This window comes from Lactococcus sp. (genome assembly GCF_036648155.1).
GTDB classification, from domain to species: Bacteria; Bacillota; Bacilli; order Lactobacillales; family Streptococcaceae; genus Lactococcus; species Lactococcus cremoris.
The window spans coordinates 82,675-103,618 of record NZ_JAVXIY010000007.1 but is presented as its reverse complement, the minus strand read 5'-3'; the positions used below and the strand labels follow the sequence as shown (position 1 = coordinate 103,618).

Here is a 20,944-nt window from a genome sequence, read left to right as displayed (position 1 = left end):
TTTGATTATTATTATCATTGATATCATTCTTGTCTTAGTAATTATCGGAATGTTTGTCTATCCCCGCTGGAATCTTCGTCGCAATGCAAAACTTGTTGAGGAAGCTGAATTTGCTCGGTTGATACCAACTTCTCAATTAATTGATATTCGCGAAGAAAATCAATTCCGAGTTAACCATATTCTTGGTGCGCGTAATCTTCCTTCTGGTCAGATTGATCAAAGTTTAAATGCTTTGAGCAAACATAAACCAGTGCTAATTTATGAAACTGGTCGTCCTGTTGGCGGAGCAAAAGTTGCTAAAAAACTTAAAAAAGCAGGTATTCCTGAAATTTATATCCTTAAAGGTGGATTAAATTCATGGAATGGAAAAACGAAATCGGGTATTTAATCATAAAAAGGATAGAATCTTTCTATCCTTTTAGATTGCTAAAAATCCTGTCAGTAAATTTTAAAGTAAAATAAAGCTCTGTCAGTACTGACAGAGCTTTTCATTTACAATTTTATTATCCCACTTCAGCTTCAATCATCCAAAGTGTCTTTTCGATATCCCCAAGAGCAGTTGTGAATAAATCAACTGTCACATCATCTCCATCATCCCCAGCAATTTTAATTCCGTCTTTGAAGAGTTGAGTCAAATATTTATAAGCAACAATCAATTCTTTGACACGTTCTGAATTAGATTTACCCCAAGCTGCAGGTGTCATCTCGATTTTAGAATTTTTATCAAATTCTACCAAAGTTGAAACTGGAGAACCACCAATAGTGATTAAACGTTCTGCAAATTCATCCAAATGTTCGTCCAATTGGTCTTTTAATTCATCCATTTTTGGGTGTAGGTAAAGAAAACCAGGGCCACGCAAATACCAGTGGATTTGATGAACAAGAGCAGATGCTTTCGATAAATCGGCAACCGTTTGATTTAAAACTTCTTGTGTGTGTTCATTTGACATAACTAACCTCCATTTTTTAAATATTAAATGTCATAAAAGACCTTAATATTAACTTTTGTATAAATATATTATAAACCAATGAGAGTTTTTTCTCAAATAATTTACTTATTTTCTCTTTAATCCAATTTTTTAGTTACATTCAAAATCCATTTTCGTATAGATTAGTATGGAGATATTATTTTTATTTATTATTGGAACAATTTTCGGGTCGTTTTTTGGCCTATTGGTTGATCGTATTCCGGCAGGAGAATCAATTATTTTTGGACGCTCACATTGCGACTCTTGTAATCACATTTTGAGCTTCCGTGACTTAATTCCCTTATTTTCTCAATTATCTTCTGCATCACTTTGTCGCTATTGTAAGAGTAAAATTCCATTGATGAATTTTATTCTTGAGTTTTCTGTTGGTCTCCTCTTTTGTTTGGCATGGCTTAATTATCTTAGTCTTCCACAATTTTTGATGAGTATTCTGTCAGTTATTTTATCTGCTTTTGATTATCGGCATCATAGCTTCCCCTTTATTATTTGGCTTATTTTCGCTCTTTCCTTTATTATTTTATTTCCCTCTTCTTTGATTTTTTATAGCTGGTTAGTACTTGCACTCTTAACTGAAATTTTCGATTTTAAAATTGGAAGTGGTGATTTTTTATGGTTTTTTACGGCCTCATTTTCTATAAGTTTTTTTGATGAAATGAAACTTCTTCAAATTGCTTGTTTACTTGGAATTATCTATTATTTAATGATAAAAAAACGGGACGAAATTGCCTTCATCCCTTTTCTAACTATTGCATATCTAATGTTGCTTTTTGGACACCAAATCCTGATACGGTAACTCCTAGCAGCCTAACTCCCAAGCTCTCATCATAATCAATTTCTTCAAATATCTGTTGTGCGGCTTCTGCAATGTCCTCCGGACTATCCAGATTCTCTACCATTGATTTTCGTTTCGTTAGTGTTGTAAAATCCGAATATCTCAATTTCAAAATAATGATGTTTCCCTTGAGTTGATGCCTTTTTAGGGATTTGGAAACCTGTTTAGATATTTTGATTAATTCAGCTTTGAGATCATCTGGAAGATATAGTAATTTCCCGTAGGTTCGCTCTTTGCCTACTGATTTTCGTTCACGATGATTTTTGACCTTAGAGTTATGAATTCCATTTGCCTTTTGGAAAAGTTCCCAACCATAAATACCAAATCTTTCAGCCAAATCAACCGGATCAGCTTTTTGTAAATCTCCTCCAGTAAAGAATCCTAAGGCATGTAATTTAGGAACAGTTGCTTTCCCCACTCCATGAAATTTTTCCACAGGCAACTTTGCCAAAAACTCTAATGCTTCATCTGGCATAATTAATGTCAAACCATGCGGCTTTTCATAATCTGAAGCAATCTTTGCCAAAAATTTATTATAAGAAACTCCTGCTGAACAAGTCAAACCTAATTCAACAAAGATATCATGTTGAATTAATTTTGCTATTTTTATTGCTGATTGGGATCCTATTTTATTCTCGGTTACATCTAAATAGGCTTCATCAATTGACGCTGCCTCAATATTATCCGTGTAGCGTTTAAAAATTTCACGAACTTGTTTACTAACTTTTGTATATTTCTCATAGTTTCCAGAAATAAAAATAGCTTGTGGACAAAGGTCATACGCTTCCTTTGCACTCATTGCCGAGTGTATTCCAAAAGCACGCGCTTCATAAGAACAAGTCGATACAACTCCCCGTCCACCAGTCTGCAATGGATTCCTAGCAATCACAACTGGTTTACCCTTTAGACTCGGATTATCACGCACTTCAACGGAAGCAAAAAAGGCATCCATATCGATATGAATGATTTTTCGTGAAGTGTCATTGATCAGTGGAAAAGTTAGCATATTGTTATTATACAAAAATTAGTTTTTAGACTCAATAGGCGAATAAAAAAACTCTTGACGAGCAAGAGTTTTAATTTATAAATTAATAATTTGATAATCATAACCTTGTGACTTCAGAATAGTAAAACAAGCCTCCATCTTAAAGAAAATTGTCTTAGTATTATCATTAGGATGAAAAGTTTGAATCTGATAATCATCAAGCATTTGTTGATCAAAATAAATATTCATATTTTCATAATTTGTTCCGACTAAACCAAAAAGGGAAACAATTCCTGAATTTAAACCTAACATTTCTTCCAATCGGTCTTCTGATACAAAGTGGAGTCTTTTCACCTCAAGAATTTCACTCAAACGATTCATATCAACTTGTTTAGCGTCATCCATGATAATCATATAAAACTGAGTTGATTTTTTATTGGCCAAAATCAAAGTTTTTGAACGACACCCTGCATAATCTTTAATGTAGTTATCCGACTCTTCTGTTGAATGACTAGCTGGGTGTTCTACAATTTTGTAAGGAATCGAAAGTTCAGTTAACAATTTTTCCACTTCTGCAAAAGTTCTCATCAATTATTTCCTCCATTCACCTAGAAAAACATCAGTAAAATTATCTTTATAAGATGATTCATTATTAAATTATGCCTAAAATCCTAGTAATCCTCGAAGGTCAAAGGCTGTTCCCGCCTTGGCCCCACAAATCAAGACCACAATCGCTAATACCCCAAGTACTGTCACAACAAGCATCCCCAACCATTCTTTGACTGATATTGATTGATGACTCTCTTTTTTTGCTCCAATGAACAAAAGAAATCCAATTGTATATAGAATCATAGCCAGCCAAACATATTGCCAGCCTGAGAGGTAGAGTGCCAGAGCCTGAAAAGCAAAAGTGAAGAAACCAATCAGTATATTTTTTACTGACGCTTCTTTAAGACCAATTTTGAAAAGATAGGCACCAACTAAAGCATAGCAAATCATTATTACGGCTGTTGCCATATAAATAAAAACATTATAAGCATTTGCAACAAAATATGTAATGATAATAAAGATTTGAATCATCAACTGAGTAATCAACAATGAATTACTTGGGGCATGGTATTTATTGAGTTTACCAAACCAACTTGGCAATAGCTTTTGCTCTGCCAACTGTTGTGTAGCTTCAACCGGTAGCATTGTCCATGAAAGCCATGCTCCTAATAATGAAATCATTAGACCGACTGCCATAAGGCTACCACCCCAGCCACCGACCATTTCATTAAGAATGTAAACAAGACCAGGGGCTTTGACATTTGCTAAACTTGCTTGATCCATATAACCATAAGGAAGGAGTGACAAAAGTACATAAATAACAAGCAAAACTGCTAAACCAATAACTGTTGCTTTTGCTGTATCTGATTTCTTCTTCGCGCGATTTCCCATCATCGCAGCACCCTCAATCCCGACAAAGACCCAAACCATTACCATCAATGAGCCCTTAATTTGGCTTAAAAGTCCACTTGCATTCATTGCGTGCCAAACAAAATCTTTGACTGAACCATCAGCAGCAAAATTCGTTGTAAAGGTTTGCCAAAAATGCTGAGTAAAGACATTGGCCTTAAATAAGATAATTCCTGTAATTGAGAAAACAACCAATGGAATCAGTTTGGCAATCATCACAATTGCATTTACAGCCGCAGCCGTTTCTACTCCTCGATCAACTAGAAGCATCAATATCCATGAAATAATTGACACAATAATTACTGACAGAATAGTTAGTGAACCGTTTGAATTTGCAAATTTACCAGGAAAGAAATAATCAGCAGAAGTCATCATTAAAACAGCAAAACCAATTGTTCCTGTCCATGCTGAAATCCAGTAACCCCAGCCCGATAAAAAACCTACAAAGTCCCCAAAACCTGCTCGAGCATAATCTGATACACCAGAAAGATCAGGTTTTATTGTAATAAGCCGATTAAAACTCAAAACTAACATTAATATTCCAAAACCAATAAAAAGCCATGAAATCACGACTCCCCCAGGAGTTGAGCCTCTTGCCAAGTCATTGGCAAGGTTGAACACTCCACCACCAATGGCTCCTGAGATGATAATCGCTAGTAGTGCAAAAAGGCTAATCCCTTTTGTTTTCTTGTTTTCCATTTACTCACTTTCTATTATTTAATTATAAATTCGCTATAATTAAATTCGTATAATCTGACTGTAAATATAAAACAGTCTCTTGAATATAGAGACTATTTTATATTCTTTAGTTATAATTATACTCACATTTTCCCATTATACACTTTTTATACAAGTTAGTAAAACGGTAATGTATTTATATAAAAGATATTAACCTTTATATTCTCTCAAAAATTCAGATAGGAGTTGCAAACCTTGACGTAGAGTCTTTTCATCCGTACAATATCCAATTCTGGCATATCCCGGTAAGTCAAAACGATTTCCAGGAATTATTAGCACTCCTTTTTCACGAAGGAGTTGAATGGCAAAATCTTCCGTTTTCATTGGGTCTAATTGTTCGAATTTCACAAAGCTTACAGACACAGCATTAGGATAAACCATTGAGACCAATGGCTCATTTTCGACCCATTCTTTTAAAATTGAGAGATTTCCTTTAACAATATCCCGAGCGCGAGCCAACACTTTGTCCTTATGTTTTAAAACTAAAGAAGCCAAAGCATCATCAAAGACTCCTGTACAAATTAGAGTATAATCTCGAATCTTTCGGAATTCATTACAAAGGTCACGATCTTGAGTGGCGACCCAACCTACACGAATTCCTGGAACCGAATAAGTTTTAGAAATTGAATTTGTTGAAATTCCTTTTTCGTATAAATCAGCAATTGGTGCATAAGAGGTTTCTTCATCAAGAGGCAGATAAACCTCATCACAAAGAATATAAGCATCGACACTCCGGGCAATCTCAACTACTTCTGCTAAGAAATCTGGACTCATAATCGCACCCGTTGGTTGAGCTGCATTATTTAAACAAATCAATTTTGTGTTAGGTTTAACGAGTCGACGCAAGTCTTCAATTTGCGGCAACCAGTGATTTTCTTCTTTTATCTTCCAGTAATCAACTTGTGCACCTAATGTTTTTGGCCAATCATATAATTGTTGATAAGAAGGATACTGAGCGATTACATGATCTCCTTGACCAATCAAGCCTAAAATTGTAAGAAAATTTGCTCCTGTCGCTCCATTAGTAGATAAAATATTGTCTTCTGATACTCTTTTATAAAGTTTAGCAACTTCTGATTTGAAGGCTGGTGATCCTTCAATCCATCCATAACTAAATTTTTCTTTCATCATCTGAGACATAAAAGCTTCACCTTTATCTTCTTCAAAAGCCAAGACCTCTTCTAAAGATAGTGAATCAATGGTTGACTGAGCAATATCAATTGTTGCTGATTTTTCCCAAACATTGAGCCAATCTTCGCAACCAAATTGTACAAGTTCCATAAGTTTTATTTGCAAGTTTAAATGATTTTTTTCGAGAAATCATCCGAACTTGTCTTCCTCTCTTTATTTTTTTACTGACAGATTTATTAGCTTGATTAGCATAATATTCCTGAATCGTATTAGGATTCTGTCAGTAATTTTATCAATATAAATCGTTTACATGTTAATTGTACAATAATTATTGATAAAATATCGGAAAGTTTATCGATTTTTAAACTACATTTATAAAAAAATGCTACATCAGAAATGTAGCATTTTTAACGTTAAGGAATAATCTTTGTTCCTGAATCATTGTTGAGGAAGTCTTCAAGATTTTCCAAAGAGGTAATTGTTGCAGGACGACCAGTACGAGTAACAAATTCCATTGCTGCTTCTACTTTTGGTAACATTGAACCTGCGGCAAATTGCCCTTCTTTAATATAAGCTTTCATTTCTGCCATTGTTACTGTTTCAAGTTTTTTCTGGTTAGGTTTATTGAAGTTAACAAAAACATTATCTACCGCAGTTAAAATCAAAAGATTATCTGCTTCAACAAGTTCAGCAACTTTTGCTGCTGAAAAGTCTTTATCAATAACAGCTTCAACTCCTTCATAACCCTCTTGAGTTTCAATGACAGGAATACCACCACCACCAGATACAGTCACCAAAACGCTTGATGAAATCAATGGTTTAATTGCTTCGGCTTCAACGATACGTGTTGGTTTAGGACTTGGTACTACTCGACGATAGCCACGACCTGAGTCTTCAACAAAAGTCCAGTCAGGATACTGAGCTTTCATCTCTGCTAAGCCCTTTTCGTCATAGAATGGACCGATTGGTTTAGTTGGTTTTTCAAAAGCCGAGTCATCTTTGTCAACAACTGTACGAGTCACTACAGAGATAACTGGAACGCGCTCCATCTTATTTTTTATCAAAGCTCTTGTAAAAGCTTGCCCCATCCAAAATCCAATTTGACCTTGAGTCATTGCAACGGCTGTATCAATTGGCATGGCTGGATTTTTAGGACTATCTGCCGCTAATTGTTGCAACAAAAGATTCCCCACTTGCGGCCCATTACCATGAGTGACAACCATTTCCACATCATTATTTCTAATAAGAGGAATTAATTGTTCTGCCGTTGTTTCAAGCGCTCTTTCTTGTGCTTTTGCTGTTGGGTCATCTGTTAAAATAGCGTTACCACCTAGGGCTACGACCATACGTCTTACCATTAAATTATTTCTCCTCTATCTTTTTTACTTATTTATGGAACAATTCTTGTTCCGCTGCCAGATTTGACAAAATTTTCAACATTATCAAGGCTTGTAATCGTAGCAACTTTACCTGTTCGCTCAACAAAGCTGACCGCAGCTTCTACCTTAGGTCCCATTGAACCTTTGGCAAAGCGTTCTTCATCGACATACTTACGCATTTCAGAAACTTTGACCGTTTCTAGATGAACTTGATCTTCTTTTCCATAGTTCAAATAAACATCGCCACCACTTGTCAAAATCAAAAGTTCATCTGCACCAACCATTTCAGCTAATTTAGCTGCTGAAAAATCCTTGTCAATAACGGCTTCAACACCTTTATAACCATTACCATCTTTAATGACGGGAATTCCACCTCCGCCAGAAGCAATCAGTAAACTTCCAGATTCCAAGATTGGACCAAATGCTTTTGCTTCAATGATTTCAAGTGGTTTAGGACTTGGAACTACTCGACGATAACCACGGCCTGCATCTTCCATCAATTCCCAATCAGGAAATTGCTTCTTAATTTCTGGCAATTGTTCTTCTGTATAAAAGGGACCGATGGGTTTACTAGTATTTTTAAAAGCTGGATCATTTTCATCAACCAATGTTTGGGTCACTGCCGAAATAACTGGATAACGTTCCAAGCCATTATTAGCCATTGCTCTTGTAAAAGCTTGAACCGTCCAAAAACCGATCTCACCTTGAGTCATTGCCCCAACTGTATCCAATGGCATAGCTGGGTTTTTTTCACTATCTGAACCCAATTGTTGTAAAAGTAAATTTCCAACCTGTGGTCCATTTCCATGAGTCACAACCATTTGTCTGTCATTATCTTTAATTAATGGCATCAACTGTTCAGCTGTTACTTCAAGCGCTTTTTTTTGAGCCGCTGCTGATGGGTCCTTTGTCAAAATAGCATTCCCACCAAGGGCTACAACAATACGACTTACCATTTTTTATACCCCTTTGATTAATTTTTAATTCCTTTTTTATTGATATCACTACGAACCACGAAGTAAACAATAAATGTTACTACAATCAATGGAACTACAGCGACAAGCAAAGTATTTCCATCAATTCCCAGTGCATCTTGCAAACCAAGCCAGTTTCCATATACTCCAAAAACAGCGAGGATTCCTAAAACTGTCAAGATAAAGGTTGCGATTAATTCAGCCGTAGACATTTTAGTTCCATATTCTTTTTTGCCTAAAGCATAGAGAATGAAACCAACTGCGTAAAGAATTAAAGAGAGCCAAACAAATTGCCATCCTGAATAGTACAAGGCTAAGATTTGGAAGGCAGCCGCGATGAAACCAATAATGATATTACTTGTTTTCTTCTCTTGAATCCCTAATTTAAAGAGATATAAACCAACTAAGGCATAACAAATCATGATAACAGCGGTACAAAGGTAAACAAAGACATTGTAAGCATCAGCTACAAAATAAGTGACAATCAAGAAAATTTGAACAATCAATTGTGTCAGCAAAAGTGAATTTTTAGGTGCACCTTTGTCATTAAGTTTACCAAACCAACTAGGAAGTAATTTTTGTTCTGATAATTGTTGTGTTGCTTCAACAGGAAGCATTGTCCATGACAACCAAGCTCCAAGAAGTGAAATCACAAGACCAATGGCCATCAGTGAACCACCCCAACCGCCAACCATAGCGTTCAAAATATGAACCAAACCTGGTTGACCAGTATTAGCCAGTTCTTGTTGGCTCATAAAACCAAATGGTAACAATGAGAGCAAGATATAAATCACTAACAAGGCAATCAAACCGAGAATTGAAGCTTTACCAGCATCTGATTTGCGTTTGGCACGGTCACCCATCATAGCAGCCCCTTCGATTCCGACGAAGACCCAAATCATAACCATAAGTGAACCTTTGACTTGACTGAATAAATCTCCGCCAGTCATATTAGACCAAGTTAAACTCTTAATTACGCCATCAGCATTTGTATTCGCAACGAAATTTTGCCAAAAGTGAGCACTAAAGACTCCAGCTTTAAATGTTACTATTCCAGCAATTACAAAAACAAACAAGGGAATCAATTTTGCAACGAGGACAATTGCATTAATGGCAGCAGCCCCTTCAACACCTCGCATAACGAGTAAGGTCAATCCCCACGAAACAATTGAAACAACAATTACTGACAGAATGGTCAAAGAACCATTCTTAGCTTGAAATACGCCGGGGAAGAAATAGTCAACGGAAGTCATCATCAAAACAGCAAAGGCAATGTTACCTGCCCAGGCAGATAACCAGTAACCCCAACCTGAAATGAAACCAACCATATTACCAAAACCAGCACGTGCATAATCTGATACACCTGAAAGTTCAGGTTTATTTACCACCAAATGATTCAGTGATAAAACCAACATTAATATACCAAAACCAATAACAATCCATGAAATGACAACACCACCAGGTGATGCATTTGTTGCTAAATCGTTAGAGAGGTTGAATACCCCACCACCAATCGCTCCAGAAACAATAATCGCAACTAAAGCAGCAAGGCCAATTCCTTTTTTATTTTCTGCGTCCATATCAATCCTTTCAATGATTTTAACCGTCAAAACAGTCTAAAAACTATCTTAGACTGCTTTCAACGACTTAAATCAAAATCTATCAGTTTACTGACAGCTCTGTCAGTAAACTGACAAATTATCTATTTTAATTATTTAAAATCTTCAGGAACTGCTGGGATAAATAAATTACCCAAAGTTGCAGCCATAATTGCTTTGATTGAGTGCATACGATTTTCTGCTTCTTCAAATTGGCGAGCATATTTAGAACGGAAAACTTCGTCAGTAACTTCCATTTCTGTCAAACCATATTTTTCTTTGATTTCTTTACCATATTCAGTTTCAGTGTCATGGAAGGCTGGTAAGCAGTGCATAAAGATAAGTTTACCGTTGTCAGCATTTCCTGTCATTTTCAACATATCCATTGTGATGCGATATGGTGTCAAAAGTTTAACACGTTCTTCCCAGTTAGATTCTCCCATAGATACCCAAACGTCTGAATAAATAATGTTAGCACCTTTAACTCCTTCTTCAATATTAGAAGTTGCAAGAGGTTTAGCACCTGATTTTTCAGCAAATTTATTGGCAATATCCATAACTTCTTTAGAAGGATGAAGTGAATCTGGAGCAACGATATGAACATTTACACCGAGCATAGAACCAGTTACAATGAGTGAATTTGCCATGTTGTTACGACCATCACCAACGTAAACTAATGTCAACCCTTTAAGGTAACCAAAGTTTTCTTTTACTGTCATAAAGTCAGCAATCATTTGTGTTGGATGCCAATCATCTGTCAAACCATTCCAAACTGGAACACCAGAGTATTTTGCCAAATCTTCAACTTCTTTTTGAGAAAATCCACGACGTTCAATAGCATCAAACATTGAACCAAGAACACGTGCTGTATCTTCTGTTGATTCTTTGATTCCGAGTTGGATATCATTTGCACCAAGATATTCAGGATGAGCACCAAGGTCAATGGCAGCAGTTGTAAATGCGGCACGTGTACGAGTTGAAGTTTTTGCAAATAACAAGGCAATATTTTTACCTTCAAGATAGTGATGAGGAATATTTTGTTGTTTCAATGCTTTCAAATGAAGACCAAAATCAACAAGATAGTTAATTTCAGCTGGTGTAAAATCTTTTTCAGCAAGCAAGCTACGACCTTGGAATACTGAATTTACTTCTGCTTTTGTAATAAGTGGTGATGTCATTATTTTTTTCCTTTTTCTATTTTTAAATATTTAATGAATTTTTTAAATTACATTAATGAGCTACTTTCATTTTTAATTTTACGAACTTATAAAACTAAATTTATAAATTCACTTGTTTTTAAATTTAGTAGTTAAATTCAAGAACATTATGTAAAAGTCTTCAGATTACAAATCTTCACGCCAAAGTGGTTGTGACATACAACGCGCTCCACCACGACCACGACCAAGTTCACTTGAAAGAATTTCATGAACTTTAATACCATGTTCTTTCAAAAGTTCAACAGTTACATAGTTACGGTCATAAGTAACGATTTCTCCTGGAGCAATAGCAAGGGTATTTGAACCATCATTCCATTGTTCACGAGGAGCGGCAATTGGGTCACCTGCACCACATTCAATCAAGTCAAGTTCTGAAAGGTTCAAGACTTTCTTAAGGGCTGCTTTAAGATCTGTCAAATGTTCAATTTCAACTTCACCATCTTGACCAGGACGAAGAATGAAGACGTTGATGTTACCTGCACCATCCATAATTCCTGGGAAAACTGTAAATTGATCATGGTTAATCATTGTAAATACTGTGTCCAAGTGCATCATTGCATGGTTATGAGGGATTTCAACCGCAAGCACTGTATCAAATGTAGAAAGTGGATTTGCAAATAATTCTTTAGCAAGATTTTGAATTGTTTTAGATGAAGTACGTTCTGAAACCCCGATTGCTACAGTTGTCTTATTAAGAATTAATTCATCACCACCTTCAATACGAGTAGTATGATTACGATCACGCCAGATTGGAGTGTCTTTGAAACGTGGATGGTTAGCCATCACATATTCGGTAATCAAGCTTTCAGGTTGACGTGCTGGGAAAGTCATTTTATTAATAGTCATTCCGACACCCATTGAAGCTTGTGGGTCACGTGTGAAGTAAGCATTTGGTAATGGGTTGAGGTAGAAATAATTTTCTGCATCAGAACCTGCCATGTCACTAAGTGCTGTGCGTTTGATATCCAATTCATTTTTACGAACACCGGCATAGACTTTTTCAACCATATCTTTTGTTGGCATTGAAGTTAAATATTCAGTCAATCCATCATAAGTACGTCCTGGACGGTAACCTGCTTCATGCAACAAATGGCTTAAAAACTCTTCTTTTGTTTCAGATGATTTTTCAAAAACTTCTGTTGCAAGATTTTCGATATAAACAGTTTCAGCACCATTGTCACGCAATGTTTGAGCAAAGAAATCATGCTCTTTTTGAGCAATTTTGAGATATGGAATATCATCAAATAAAAGCTGTTTCATTGTGTCTGGGGTAATATTCTCTACCTCTGCACCTGGGCGGTGGAGAAGGACTGATTTTAATTTCCCAATTTCTGAGTTAACATTAATTCCATTGTTCATTTTGGAGTATCCTTTCTGATTTCGATTCAGTATTATTGGAATCGTTTACAAGGAAATTATACATCTATGCATATTTTTTGTCAAGCACTAATGCTACACTTTACAAAGGTTTATTCATTTATACATGTTTTTTTATATTCTGACAATTTCACGTTTATGCACTCCTTTGCTTATCATGGGATTCTTAGCTTTTTATTAAAATACTTATTTTACAAAATGTTTTAAAAAAGAAACAAAAAAAATCTCTCATCAGCAAGAATTAAATTCTTTTTGATAAGAGATTAAATAACTAAGTATAGTTTTACATATTTTCAGGAGCAGCAACCCCAAGAAGGCGCAATGCTTCTTTCAAGACAATTGAAGTCGCACTAATCAAAGCCAAACGTCCATCCAATTGAGCATCATCTTCTAAAATACGAACATGAGCATAGTATTTGTTAAAGGCTTGTGCAAGTGAAATTGCATATTTGGCGATAATAGAAGGTTCATAATTATCAGCAGCACGTTTCACAATATTTGGGAATTCTTTCAAAGCCTTGACAATTTCCCAAGCTTCAGCATCAGAAACAATAAGAGAAATATTGTCAATATTCACTTTACGATTTGCTTTACGCAAAATTGATTGAATACGAGCGTGAGCATATTGCACATAAGGGCCTGTTTCACCTTCAAATGAAACCATTTCATCCAAATCAAAGTCATAACCGTTGTTTCGGTCAGTCTTCAAGTCGTAGAATTTAACAGCACCAACTCCAACTTGCTTAGCAACTTCTTCTTTATTTTCTAAATTAGGGTTTTTTGCTTCAATTTGTTTTTCAGCACGATCCACCGCTTCATCAAGAGCCATTTCTAATTTAACAACGTGCCCTTTACGAGTTGAGAATTTTTTCCCACCTTGAGTAACCATTCCGAAAGGTACATGCACCATATCATCAGACCAATCATAGCCAGCTTCTTTCAAAACAGCTTTCAGTTGTTTGAAGTGGTTAGTTTGTTCGCCACCTACCACGTAGAGTGATTTTACAAAATTAAAAGTCTTTTTACGATAAGCAGCAGTCGCAAGGTCACGCGTGATATAAAGTGTTGCACCATCTGTTTTCTTAATCAAAGCTGGATTAAGATTATATTTTTCAAGGTCAACAATCAAAGCACCTTTTGACTCATGTAAAAGATTTTTATTTTCCAAATCTTCCACAATAGCATCCATCTTGTCACTGTAGAAGCTTTCGCCCATAAAGTGATCGAAAGTTACTCCGAGTTTTCCATAGATACGGTTAAATTCAATCAATGAAACATCAGAGAACCATTTCCAAATACGAAGGGCTTCTTCATCACCTTGTTCCATTTTGAGGAACCATTGACGTCCTTCTTCATCGACTTCTGGATCTTCTTTAGCTTCCGCATTAATTTTTACATAAAGTTTCAAAAGTTCATCAATCGGATTAGCTGTAATGGTCGCTTCATCTCCATATTTTTTATATGCAGTAATCAATAGACCAAATTGTTTTCCCCAGTCGCCCAAGTGGTTAATTTTAATCGGTTGATAACCCAATTTTTCATAAATTTTGGCAATCGAATCACCAATAACAGTTGAGCGCAAATGTCCAATTGAGAAAGGTTTAGCGATATTTGGCGCAGACATGTCAATCGGCACATTTCCACCTTCTCCAATATTTGCATCACCATAGTGCTCACCTTCAGCCAAAACTTCACGAATGACTTCTGAGGCTGTGGCATTTTTATCAAGGAAAAAGTTAACGTAAGGCCCTACTGCAATAACTTTCTCAAAACCTTTTGTATCTATCTTCTCAGCGATTTCTCCAGCAATAATTTGCGGAGATTTTCGGAGAGTTTTCGCCAATTGAAAAGCTGGGAATGCTAAATCTCCTAAATCTGAGGATTTAGGTTTTTCGATTATAGCTGCGATTTGTTCTACTCCAAGAACACCATCGATTGCAGCAGACAGTGCTTGGCTTACTAGTTGTTTTTCGTCCATTCACTAATTATACAGAAAAAACACTAATTTTGTCAATATATAGTCCATTATATGGTATAATTATGCTATGAAAAGAGATAAAAGATTAGAAATTATTAAAGAAATTGTGACAAATAATAAAATATCGACTCAAGAAGAGCTTCAATCTCTATTATTAGAACGCGGTGTAGAGGTAACACAAGCCACTTTATCCAGAGATATTAGAAAATTAAATATTATAAAAAAACGGGACAAAGGAGAGAGTTTTTACTCATTTTTGACTTCTGGCAACTCTAAAATTAATTCTGATTTACAGTTGTATTTTTATAATTTTGTCATTTCAGCAAAGTCTGTAGGTGCTTTAGTTGTCATTCGTACAAAATTAGGTGAAGCGGACGTTTTAGCAAATGCTTTAGATGACGAACGCGATAGCCGGACTGATATTTTAGGTACAATTGCCGGTGCTGATACCTTGCTTGTTATTTGTGCGTCCGAAAAAGCAGCAAATATTTTGACAGCAGAGATTAAATATATTTTATTAGGTTAATTTAAACGAAATTAAGGTTCATTTAAGCGTTTACATTTATACTCATATTACTCCCTAAATAATTTCTTCATAAACCCCTTTGATTCAAGTCACACTCCCGTGACTTGAATTTTTTATTAATAAAAAAGCACTAACAATACTGTCAGTGCTTTTTTTAATTTTATTGTAAGTTTGTTGAAGTTTGGCTAAGTAATTTTTCAAAAGCAATTTCATATTTTTGAATATTCCCTGCTCCCATAAAGACATAAACTCCGCGGTCGTGGTCTAACAATGGTGAAACATTGTCAAGCTCAATTACTTTAGCTGGTTTACGAACTTTATCAGCTAAATCTTGTGCCGTAATTTCATGATGGTCTACTTCACGAGCTGAGCCATAAATTTGTGCCAGATAAACAGTATCCGCATGGTCAAGAACTTCTGCAAACTCATCAGCAAAAGCAATGGTTCTGGTAAATGTATGAGGTTGGAATACCGCAACGATTTCACGGTCAGGATATTTTTGACGAGCCGCATCCAATGTTGCTTCAATCTCAGTTGGATGATGAGCGAAGTCATCAATAATTACTGTTTCTCCTACTTTTTTCTCAGTAAAACGGCGTTTTACTCCTCGGAAAGTCAAGAGGTGGTCAGCAACATCTGTCATATCCAAACCAAGATTATGGCAAACGGCCACAACAGATAAAGCATTCAAGACATTATGTTTTCCATAGGCAGGAACAACAAAATGACCAATTTTTTCACCACGGAAATAGGCATCAAAAGATGAACCGCGTGTACTTCTAATCAAGTTTTCTGCACGGTAATCATCATTAGCTTCAAAACCATAATAATAAATAGGCGCTTTAGCAGACAATTTACGCAAATTCACATCTTCACCATAAGCAAAGATTCCTTTTTTAATATTATTTGCATAGTCTTGAAAAGCTGAAGTGACATCTTCAATTCCTTCAAAATAGTCAGGGTGGTCAAAGTCAATATTTGTCATAATGGTATATTCAGGATGATATGGCATGAAATGACGTTCATACTCATCAGATTCAAAGACAAAATATTCACTTCCAGCATTTCCACGCCCAGTTCCATCACCAATTAGGTAAGAAGTGTCCACGATATTCGACATCACATGAGCTAACATTCCAGTTGTTGAAGTCTTACCGTGTGCACCTGCAACCCCAATACTAGTGAAATCTTCCATGAAATGGCCCAAAAATTCATGATAACGTTTGAATGGGAATCCATTTTTATGCGCGAAAGCAATTTCGACATTATTATCATCGCGAAAAGCATTCCCAACAATCAATTCAAACTCAGGTTTAATATTTTTTTCGTCAAACGGCAAAAGTGGAACACCCGCTTGTTCAAGACCACGTTGTGTAAAAAAGTAGTCTGTTGAATCTGAACCTTGAACGTTTTTGCCCATTTGATGTAACATCAATGCAAGTGCACTCATGCCTGAACCTTTAATACCGGTAAAATGATATGTTTTTTCCATGATAAAATTTTCTGTCAGCTACTTTTATTCATCAGCAACTGACAGAAATTTCCCTTCTTTTCTTACAGTTAAAATTTTTTATTTAAAAGTCACGCCCTAAAAGACGCACAAAATAACTGACAAGTTGTTTTTTTTAAATAAATTTTATCAAAATAAAATTTATTTTCTCTGTCAGTTTTTTGTTCAAATTTGAAAATTATACGATTCCGCGGTCAAAAATGTTTTTCCGCTTATTTTCAAAATAACTTCCCTTTTGTGTATCATTTGCTGCTCCACCGTGCGGTGTTGCTTTTTTCATTCCAGAGCTATTTTTTGCAACTGCATCCGAAACGTTCATTCCTTGTTTTTTCATATCCCGAATTGGGTTATCATTAGTTGACGGACGTTTATTCAAAATTGCAGATGTTGAACGACGAACCGTTAAATCCTCTTTGTCACGCTCCAAGGGAGAAACATACTGCTTTGGAGGCTTGGGAAGTGTAGCTGCTGCTCGCTTTGCCCGTTCTTTCGACTCATCCACACTTGTTTTTTTTGGCATTTTATCATAAGAGCTTACGCCAGCATGATTAGAATTCAGCGGACGATGTTGCGTGCTAAAGCTTGTCTTAGCTTTATAAGGTTTGAAGCTCTCAGGTCTTTTAGCTTCAGTTTTTGACTTACTCGTCTCAATTGAAGCTTCATCCTGAAGGCTGGGATTTCTTGTCAGCAATTGCTGATTAGTAAAAATCACCCGAGTATCTTTTTGAAGCACTTCGTCATCACCAATAACCGGAAATACCACTCTTCTTTCTACCATGTTTTGCCCTACTTTTTTTATAGTTTGTTTAATTTCTTATTATGTTTTTCGTATCATCTGAAAGTTTATCAAAAAATTATTTTATTAGTCTTTATAGCTTTTTGTCATTAACTCTTAGCCACTAAATACTCATTCCATTCTTTAAGATAACCGTTTCAATATCCATTATAGCTTAATTTCTAAGTTTTTTAAAGCTATACTCCGAGAATTTCCCGAATTTCTGCTTCACTAAGAACTTTATCCACCGTATCGCCCTCCAAAACATTTGCAATCAGGTCTTTTTTACGTTCTTGGATTTCCATAATTTTCTCTTCAATTGTCCCTTGTGTAATCAAACGAATCACTTCTACTGTATTTTTTTGACCCATACGATGGGCACGCGCAATTGCCTGTTCTTCTACTGCCGGATTCCACCACAAATCGACTAAAATCACAACATCAGCACTTGTCAAATTAAGACCAACACCACCGGCTTTCAATGAAACTAAGAAAGCATCACGGCTTCCAGCATTAAATGCCTGAACCATGGAAAGTCGGTCTTTAATCGGAGTAGAGCCTGTCAATTTATAAGCAGTCATTTCTTGTTCTTCCATTAATTTTTCAATATGTGGAAAAACTTTTGTAAATTGAGAGAAAATCAAAGGACGATGTCCAGAATCTTTAATTTGGGCCAGTAGTTCTCTTAAGCGTTCAAGCTTGCCTGAACTTCCCTTGTAATCATCCATGAATAAAGCTGGTGTATTACAAATTTGCCTTAATCTGGTAATTCCCGCTAAAATTTCAATTCTCGAACGTGATAAAGTTGCACTATCCATTTCCAACAATTGTTTTTGCATTAATTCAAGTTGGGCAAGATAAATCACTTTTTGGTCATCAGCCAATTGATTATAAACCGTAATTTCCATTTTATCTGGAAGTTCCTCAAGTACATCCTCTTTTTTACGACGCATGATAAAAGGTTGAATCAATCTTGAGATGACCGAAGGCTCCATCTTATTAAATTTTTCACGCTTTGGTAAAAAGCCTGGCATTACAACTTGGAAAATTGCCCAAATTTCTTCAATTCGATTTTCAAGTGGCGTCCCTGAAAGAGCAAAAGTATGCTCAACATTAAGAGCCGAAAGAGATTTATTCGTTTTACTACTATAATTTTTTACAACTTGCGCTTCGTCTAAAAGTAAGTAATTTAACTTTTTATCCTGATAATCTTCAAAATCTTTCAAAAAGCTACCATAGCTCGTAATATAAATCTGGTGATTCTCTTGAATCTCCTTAGTCCGGTCAGCTTTATTACCATCAATCACGACAAAATCAATTTCGTCAGTAAATTTTTCAAACTCACTTGCCCAGTTGTAAGTAAGACTGGCTGGGGCAGTAATTAATACACTTTCGTCTTTTTTTAGATTTGAGAGGATAAAAGTAATCGCTTGAACGGTTTTCCCCAATCCCATATCATCAGCAAGAATTCCTCCTAGATTGTAATGGGATAACATACTCATCCAACGAACACCTGTTTCTTGATAAGAACGCAAGGAAGCTTTAATATGCTCAGGTTTCTCATAGGGAAATTCTTCAGGGTGAGTTAAATGTTGATAAAGTGATTTAAATTTCTCAGAAAAAGAGGCGCCACTAATAGTTTCAAAAATTTTAGAAATTTGGAAACTACGATTAATATTAACATGCAAACTACTTCCTTGAATAACAAATTGGTCATCAAGTTCATGTAATGCCGCTTTTAGGCGATCAAATTTTTCATTGAAATGATAAAATTTCCCACTTTCACTAATGTAAAACTCAGCATTTTCTTGCAATTTAGCAATCACATTTGCAAATTCACCATCCTCAACATGTGGAATATCAAAGGAGATATCTAACAAGCCTCCTTGGCTATCAATATGAATTTCTGGGACTTCATCCATTCTCATATTTCTTAAAGTTGGTGATAATTCAATTTGACCAAGCTTTTGAAAAGAAGGTAGAATCTTTAAAAAGAAATTCTCTGATAAATGTTCCATAATTTCTAAAGTTGAATTAAAAGCTTTGGCAAATTGCAGTCGCTCCATTAAAGCAAAAATCTTTTGCTCCTTACGCAAATCCCTTGAAAATTCTAAGGTTTCCAAGTCATGAAAGCTATCAATAGAAAAAGTTCCATAATCAAATTTCATTGCCAAACTAAGCGTTTTTTCATCTAATAAATCAAAAGTGAACTTTGCATCAAATGGTTTGACAACAAAATGTTCTGGTGCTTCAATTTTTCCTAAAGTTGATAATTGTTGAAGTGCTTGAGCAAGTTTGTCTTTTTCCGAATATGAGAATTTTATTTTTGATTTCTGAGCAAATTGTTTGTCTAAGACAAGGAGTAAGCGACGTTGTTCTTGGCTCAGTTTATAGAATACATTGTTATCATAAAGAAGCGAATAATCATAAAAATTATGATAATCTTCGCTGAATAAGCTCAATTCAATATAATCTTGTTGGCTCTCAACTTTAAATTTAAAAATTTCTGAATCATTATCCAATGGAATAAATGTAAAATAATTCACTGTTCTTCCACTAATTTTAAGTTGATAAAATTCTAAAGCTGAAACCAAATCCATGGCCTCTTCCAAAAATAAAAAAGGAATATTGAGATAACGTCCATTTTTAATGTATAGGGATTTAGTGAGTATCTCGTCTGATTTTCCATCGATTTTTAAAAGAAAACTCAAAAATTCCTGACTGGCCTCATCAAAATTATCAAAGAAGAGATCAATATAATGTAATGACCCTAAAGAATATTGACTGTAATTTTTAAGTGCTCGTAAAAAATAAGGAATATCTTTAATGACATATGAGCGTCCTAAATTTTTACTTTTCAACTTTAAATCAAAGTATACAAAGTAGTCCATTGAAAAATAATCATAAAGCTGACTGTTATCTTCAATTTGAACTTCAATAGAATATTGATCCGTACTGAAATTTAGTTGAGTTTCTCCATTTACTGCATCTAAAAAAGCAATATTTTCATTGTAAAGCCCTCGTTCGGCTCCTTTAGTTTCTTTATCTTTTGTCTCTTGACTGCCCTTGTCTTGATTTTTCAAATACTCTTCAATCGCTGCAATATGTTTGCAATAGCGATGATTTTGTTGAAAAATCGAACAAGTACAACTATCTTGAGCTCCATCTAAATCATAACTTACTTCTTCACCATCAATTTCTGCAGTTAACTTAAAATCAGTTTCAATCGGATCATTTAAGAAGCCTTTCGCATAGAGGGCGATTCCCTCACTCCGCACTCGTGCCGGCATCATTCTACTCATATTTTTTTATTTTTTCCTCGAATTAATTATTTCAAAATTTTGCGTATATTATACCATAATTACTGCTTTTTTGCTTGAATCATCCTCATTTTTTAAAATCAATATATCTTCAAACCGAACTTTTTATTATCTTCTAAATTATTCCTGATATAATGTGTAAATAATATTCTCCCTC

17 protein-coding genes are annotated in these 20,944 nt (G+C 35.3%); 3 read left to right on the top strand and 14 right to left on the bottom strand.

Annotation, left to right across the window (positions count from 1 at the left end):
- Position 1: 1 nt before the first annotated feature.
- Positions 2-388, top strand: a complete 387-nt coding sequence (locus tag RSC39_RS08330; protein WP_332536443.1) for a rhodanese-like domain-containing protein — start codon at positions 2-4, stop codon at positions 386-388.
- 115 nt (positions 389-503) lie between these two features.
- Here RSC39_RS08330 and RSC39_RS08325 read toward each other — a convergent pair whose 3' ends face one another.
- A complete protein-coding gene (locus tag RSC39_RS08325) occupies positions 504-950 on the bottom strand; it encodes a Dps family protein (RefSeq protein WP_063281213.1) in 447 nt (148 codons plus the stop codon).
- A gap of 166 nt (positions 951-1,116) precedes the next feature.
- On the opposite strand from RSC39_RS08325, the gene RSC39_RS08320 reads away from it, so the two are divergent.
- Positions 1,117-1,782: an A24 family peptidase gene (locus RSC39_RS08320; protein WP_042747660.1), complete on the top strand. Its 666-nt coding sequence runs from the start codon at positions 1,117-1,119 to the stop codon at positions 1,780-1,782.
- Here the strand turns inward: RSC39_RS08320 and dinB are convergent.
- The 10 genes from dinB to argS all read right to left on the bottom strand — a co-directional run bounded on the left by dinB (position 1,733) and on the right by argS (position 14,656).
- Positions 1,733-2,827, bottom strand: coding sequence for a DNA polymerase IV (gene dinB / locus RSC39_RS08315; RefSeq protein WP_332536441.1), 1,095 nt, complete (start codon positions 2,825-2,827; stop codon positions 1,733-1,735). The genes RSC39_RS08320 and dinB overlap by 50 nt on opposite strands.
- Before the next feature lie 75 nt (positions 2,828-2,902).
- Complete coding sequence (locus RSC39_RS08310; RefSeq protein WP_332536438.1) at positions 2,903-3,394, bottom strand: YbaK/EbsC family protein; 492 nt, start codon at positions 3,392-3,394, stop codon at positions 2,903-2,905.
- 75 nt (positions 3,395-3,469) lie between these two features.
- Complete coding sequence (locus RSC39_RS08305; RefSeq protein ID WP_063281216.1) at positions 3,470-4,963, bottom strand: basic amino acid/polyamine antiporter; 1,494 nt, start codon at positions 4,961-4,963, stop codon at positions 3,470-3,472.
- Positions 4,964-5,152: 189 nt separating this feature from the next.
- On the bottom strand, positions 5,153-6,283 hold the full coding sequence (locus tag RSC39_RS08300) for an aminotransferase (RefSeq protein ID WP_063281217.1): 1,131 nt from the start codon (positions 6,281-6,283) through the stop codon (positions 5,153-5,155).
- 263 nt (positions 6,284-6,546) lie between these two features.
- A complete protein-coding gene (arcC, locus tag RSC39_RS08295) occupies positions 6,547-7,491 on the bottom strand; it encodes a carbamate kinase (protein WP_021037905.1) in 945 nt (314 codons plus the stop codon).
- Between the two features lie 32 nt (positions 7,492-7,523).
- Positions 7,524-8,468 (bottom strand): carbamate kinase, encoded by a 945-nt coding sequence (gene arcC, locus RSC39_RS08290; protein ID WP_332536435.1) that lies wholly within the window; start codon positions 8,466-8,468, stop codon positions 7,524-7,526.
- A 17-nt stretch (positions 8,469-8,485) separates the two neighbouring features.
- On the bottom strand, positions 8,486-10,066 hold the full coding sequence (locus RSC39_RS08285) for a basic amino acid/polyamine antiporter (RefSeq protein WP_021037906.1): 1,581 nt from the start codon (positions 10,064-10,066) through the stop codon (positions 8,486-8,488).
- Positions 10,067-10,197: 131 nt separating this feature from the next.
- Entirely contained in the window at positions 10,198-11,262 is a 1,065-nt protein-coding gene (gene argF, locus RSC39_RS08280) for an ornithine carbamoyltransferase (RefSeq protein WP_011677108.1), read from the bottom strand.
- Positions 11,263-11,427: 165 nt separating this feature from the next.
- Positions 11,428-12,660 carry an arginine deiminase gene (gene arcA / locus RSC39_RS08275; RefSeq protein WP_011835985.1) on the bottom strand — a complete coding sequence of 411 codons (1,233 nt, stop codon included), beginning with the start codon at positions 12,658-12,660 and terminating at the stop codon, positions 11,428-11,430.
- A gap of 301 nt (positions 12,661-12,961) precedes the next feature.
- Complete coding sequence (gene argS, locus RSC39_RS08270) at positions 12,962-14,656, bottom strand: arginine--tRNA ligase (RefSeq protein WP_332536431.1); 1,695 nt, start codon at positions 14,654-14,656, stop codon at positions 12,962-12,964.
- A 67-nt stretch (positions 14,657-14,723) separates the two neighbouring features.
- Here argS and argR point away from each other — a divergent pair, with 67 nt between their 5' ends.
- Positions 14,724-15,182, top strand: a complete 459-nt coding sequence (gene argR / locus RSC39_RS08265; protein WP_004254487.1) for an arginine repressor — start codon at positions 14,724-14,726, stop codon at positions 15,180-15,182.
- Between the two features lie 160 nt (positions 15,183-15,342).
- Here argR and murC read toward each other — a convergent pair whose 3' ends face one another.
- The 3 genes from murC to RSC39_RS08250 all read right to left on the bottom strand — a co-directional run bounded on the left by murC (position 15,343) and on the right by RSC39_RS08250 (position 20,769).
- Positions 15,343-16,674 carry a UDP-N-acetylmuramate--L-alanine ligase gene (murC, locus tag RSC39_RS08260; protein ID WP_011835988.1) on the bottom strand — a complete coding sequence of 444 codons (1,332 nt, stop codon included), beginning with the start codon at positions 16,672-16,674 and terminating at the stop codon, positions 15,343-15,345.
- A gap of 196 nt (positions 16,675-16,870) precedes the next feature.
- Positions 16,871-17,470, bottom strand: a complete 600-nt coding sequence (locus RSC39_RS08255) for a hypothetical protein (protein ID WP_063281221.1) — start codon at positions 17,468-17,470, stop codon at positions 16,871-16,873.
- Between the two features lie 194 nt (positions 17,471-17,664).
- A complete protein-coding gene (locus tag RSC39_RS08250) occupies positions 17,665-20,769 on the bottom strand; it encodes a DEAD/DEAH box helicase (RefSeq protein ID WP_063281222.1) in 3,105 nt (1,034 codons plus the stop codon).
- Positions 20,770-20,944 lie beyond the last annotated feature (175 nt).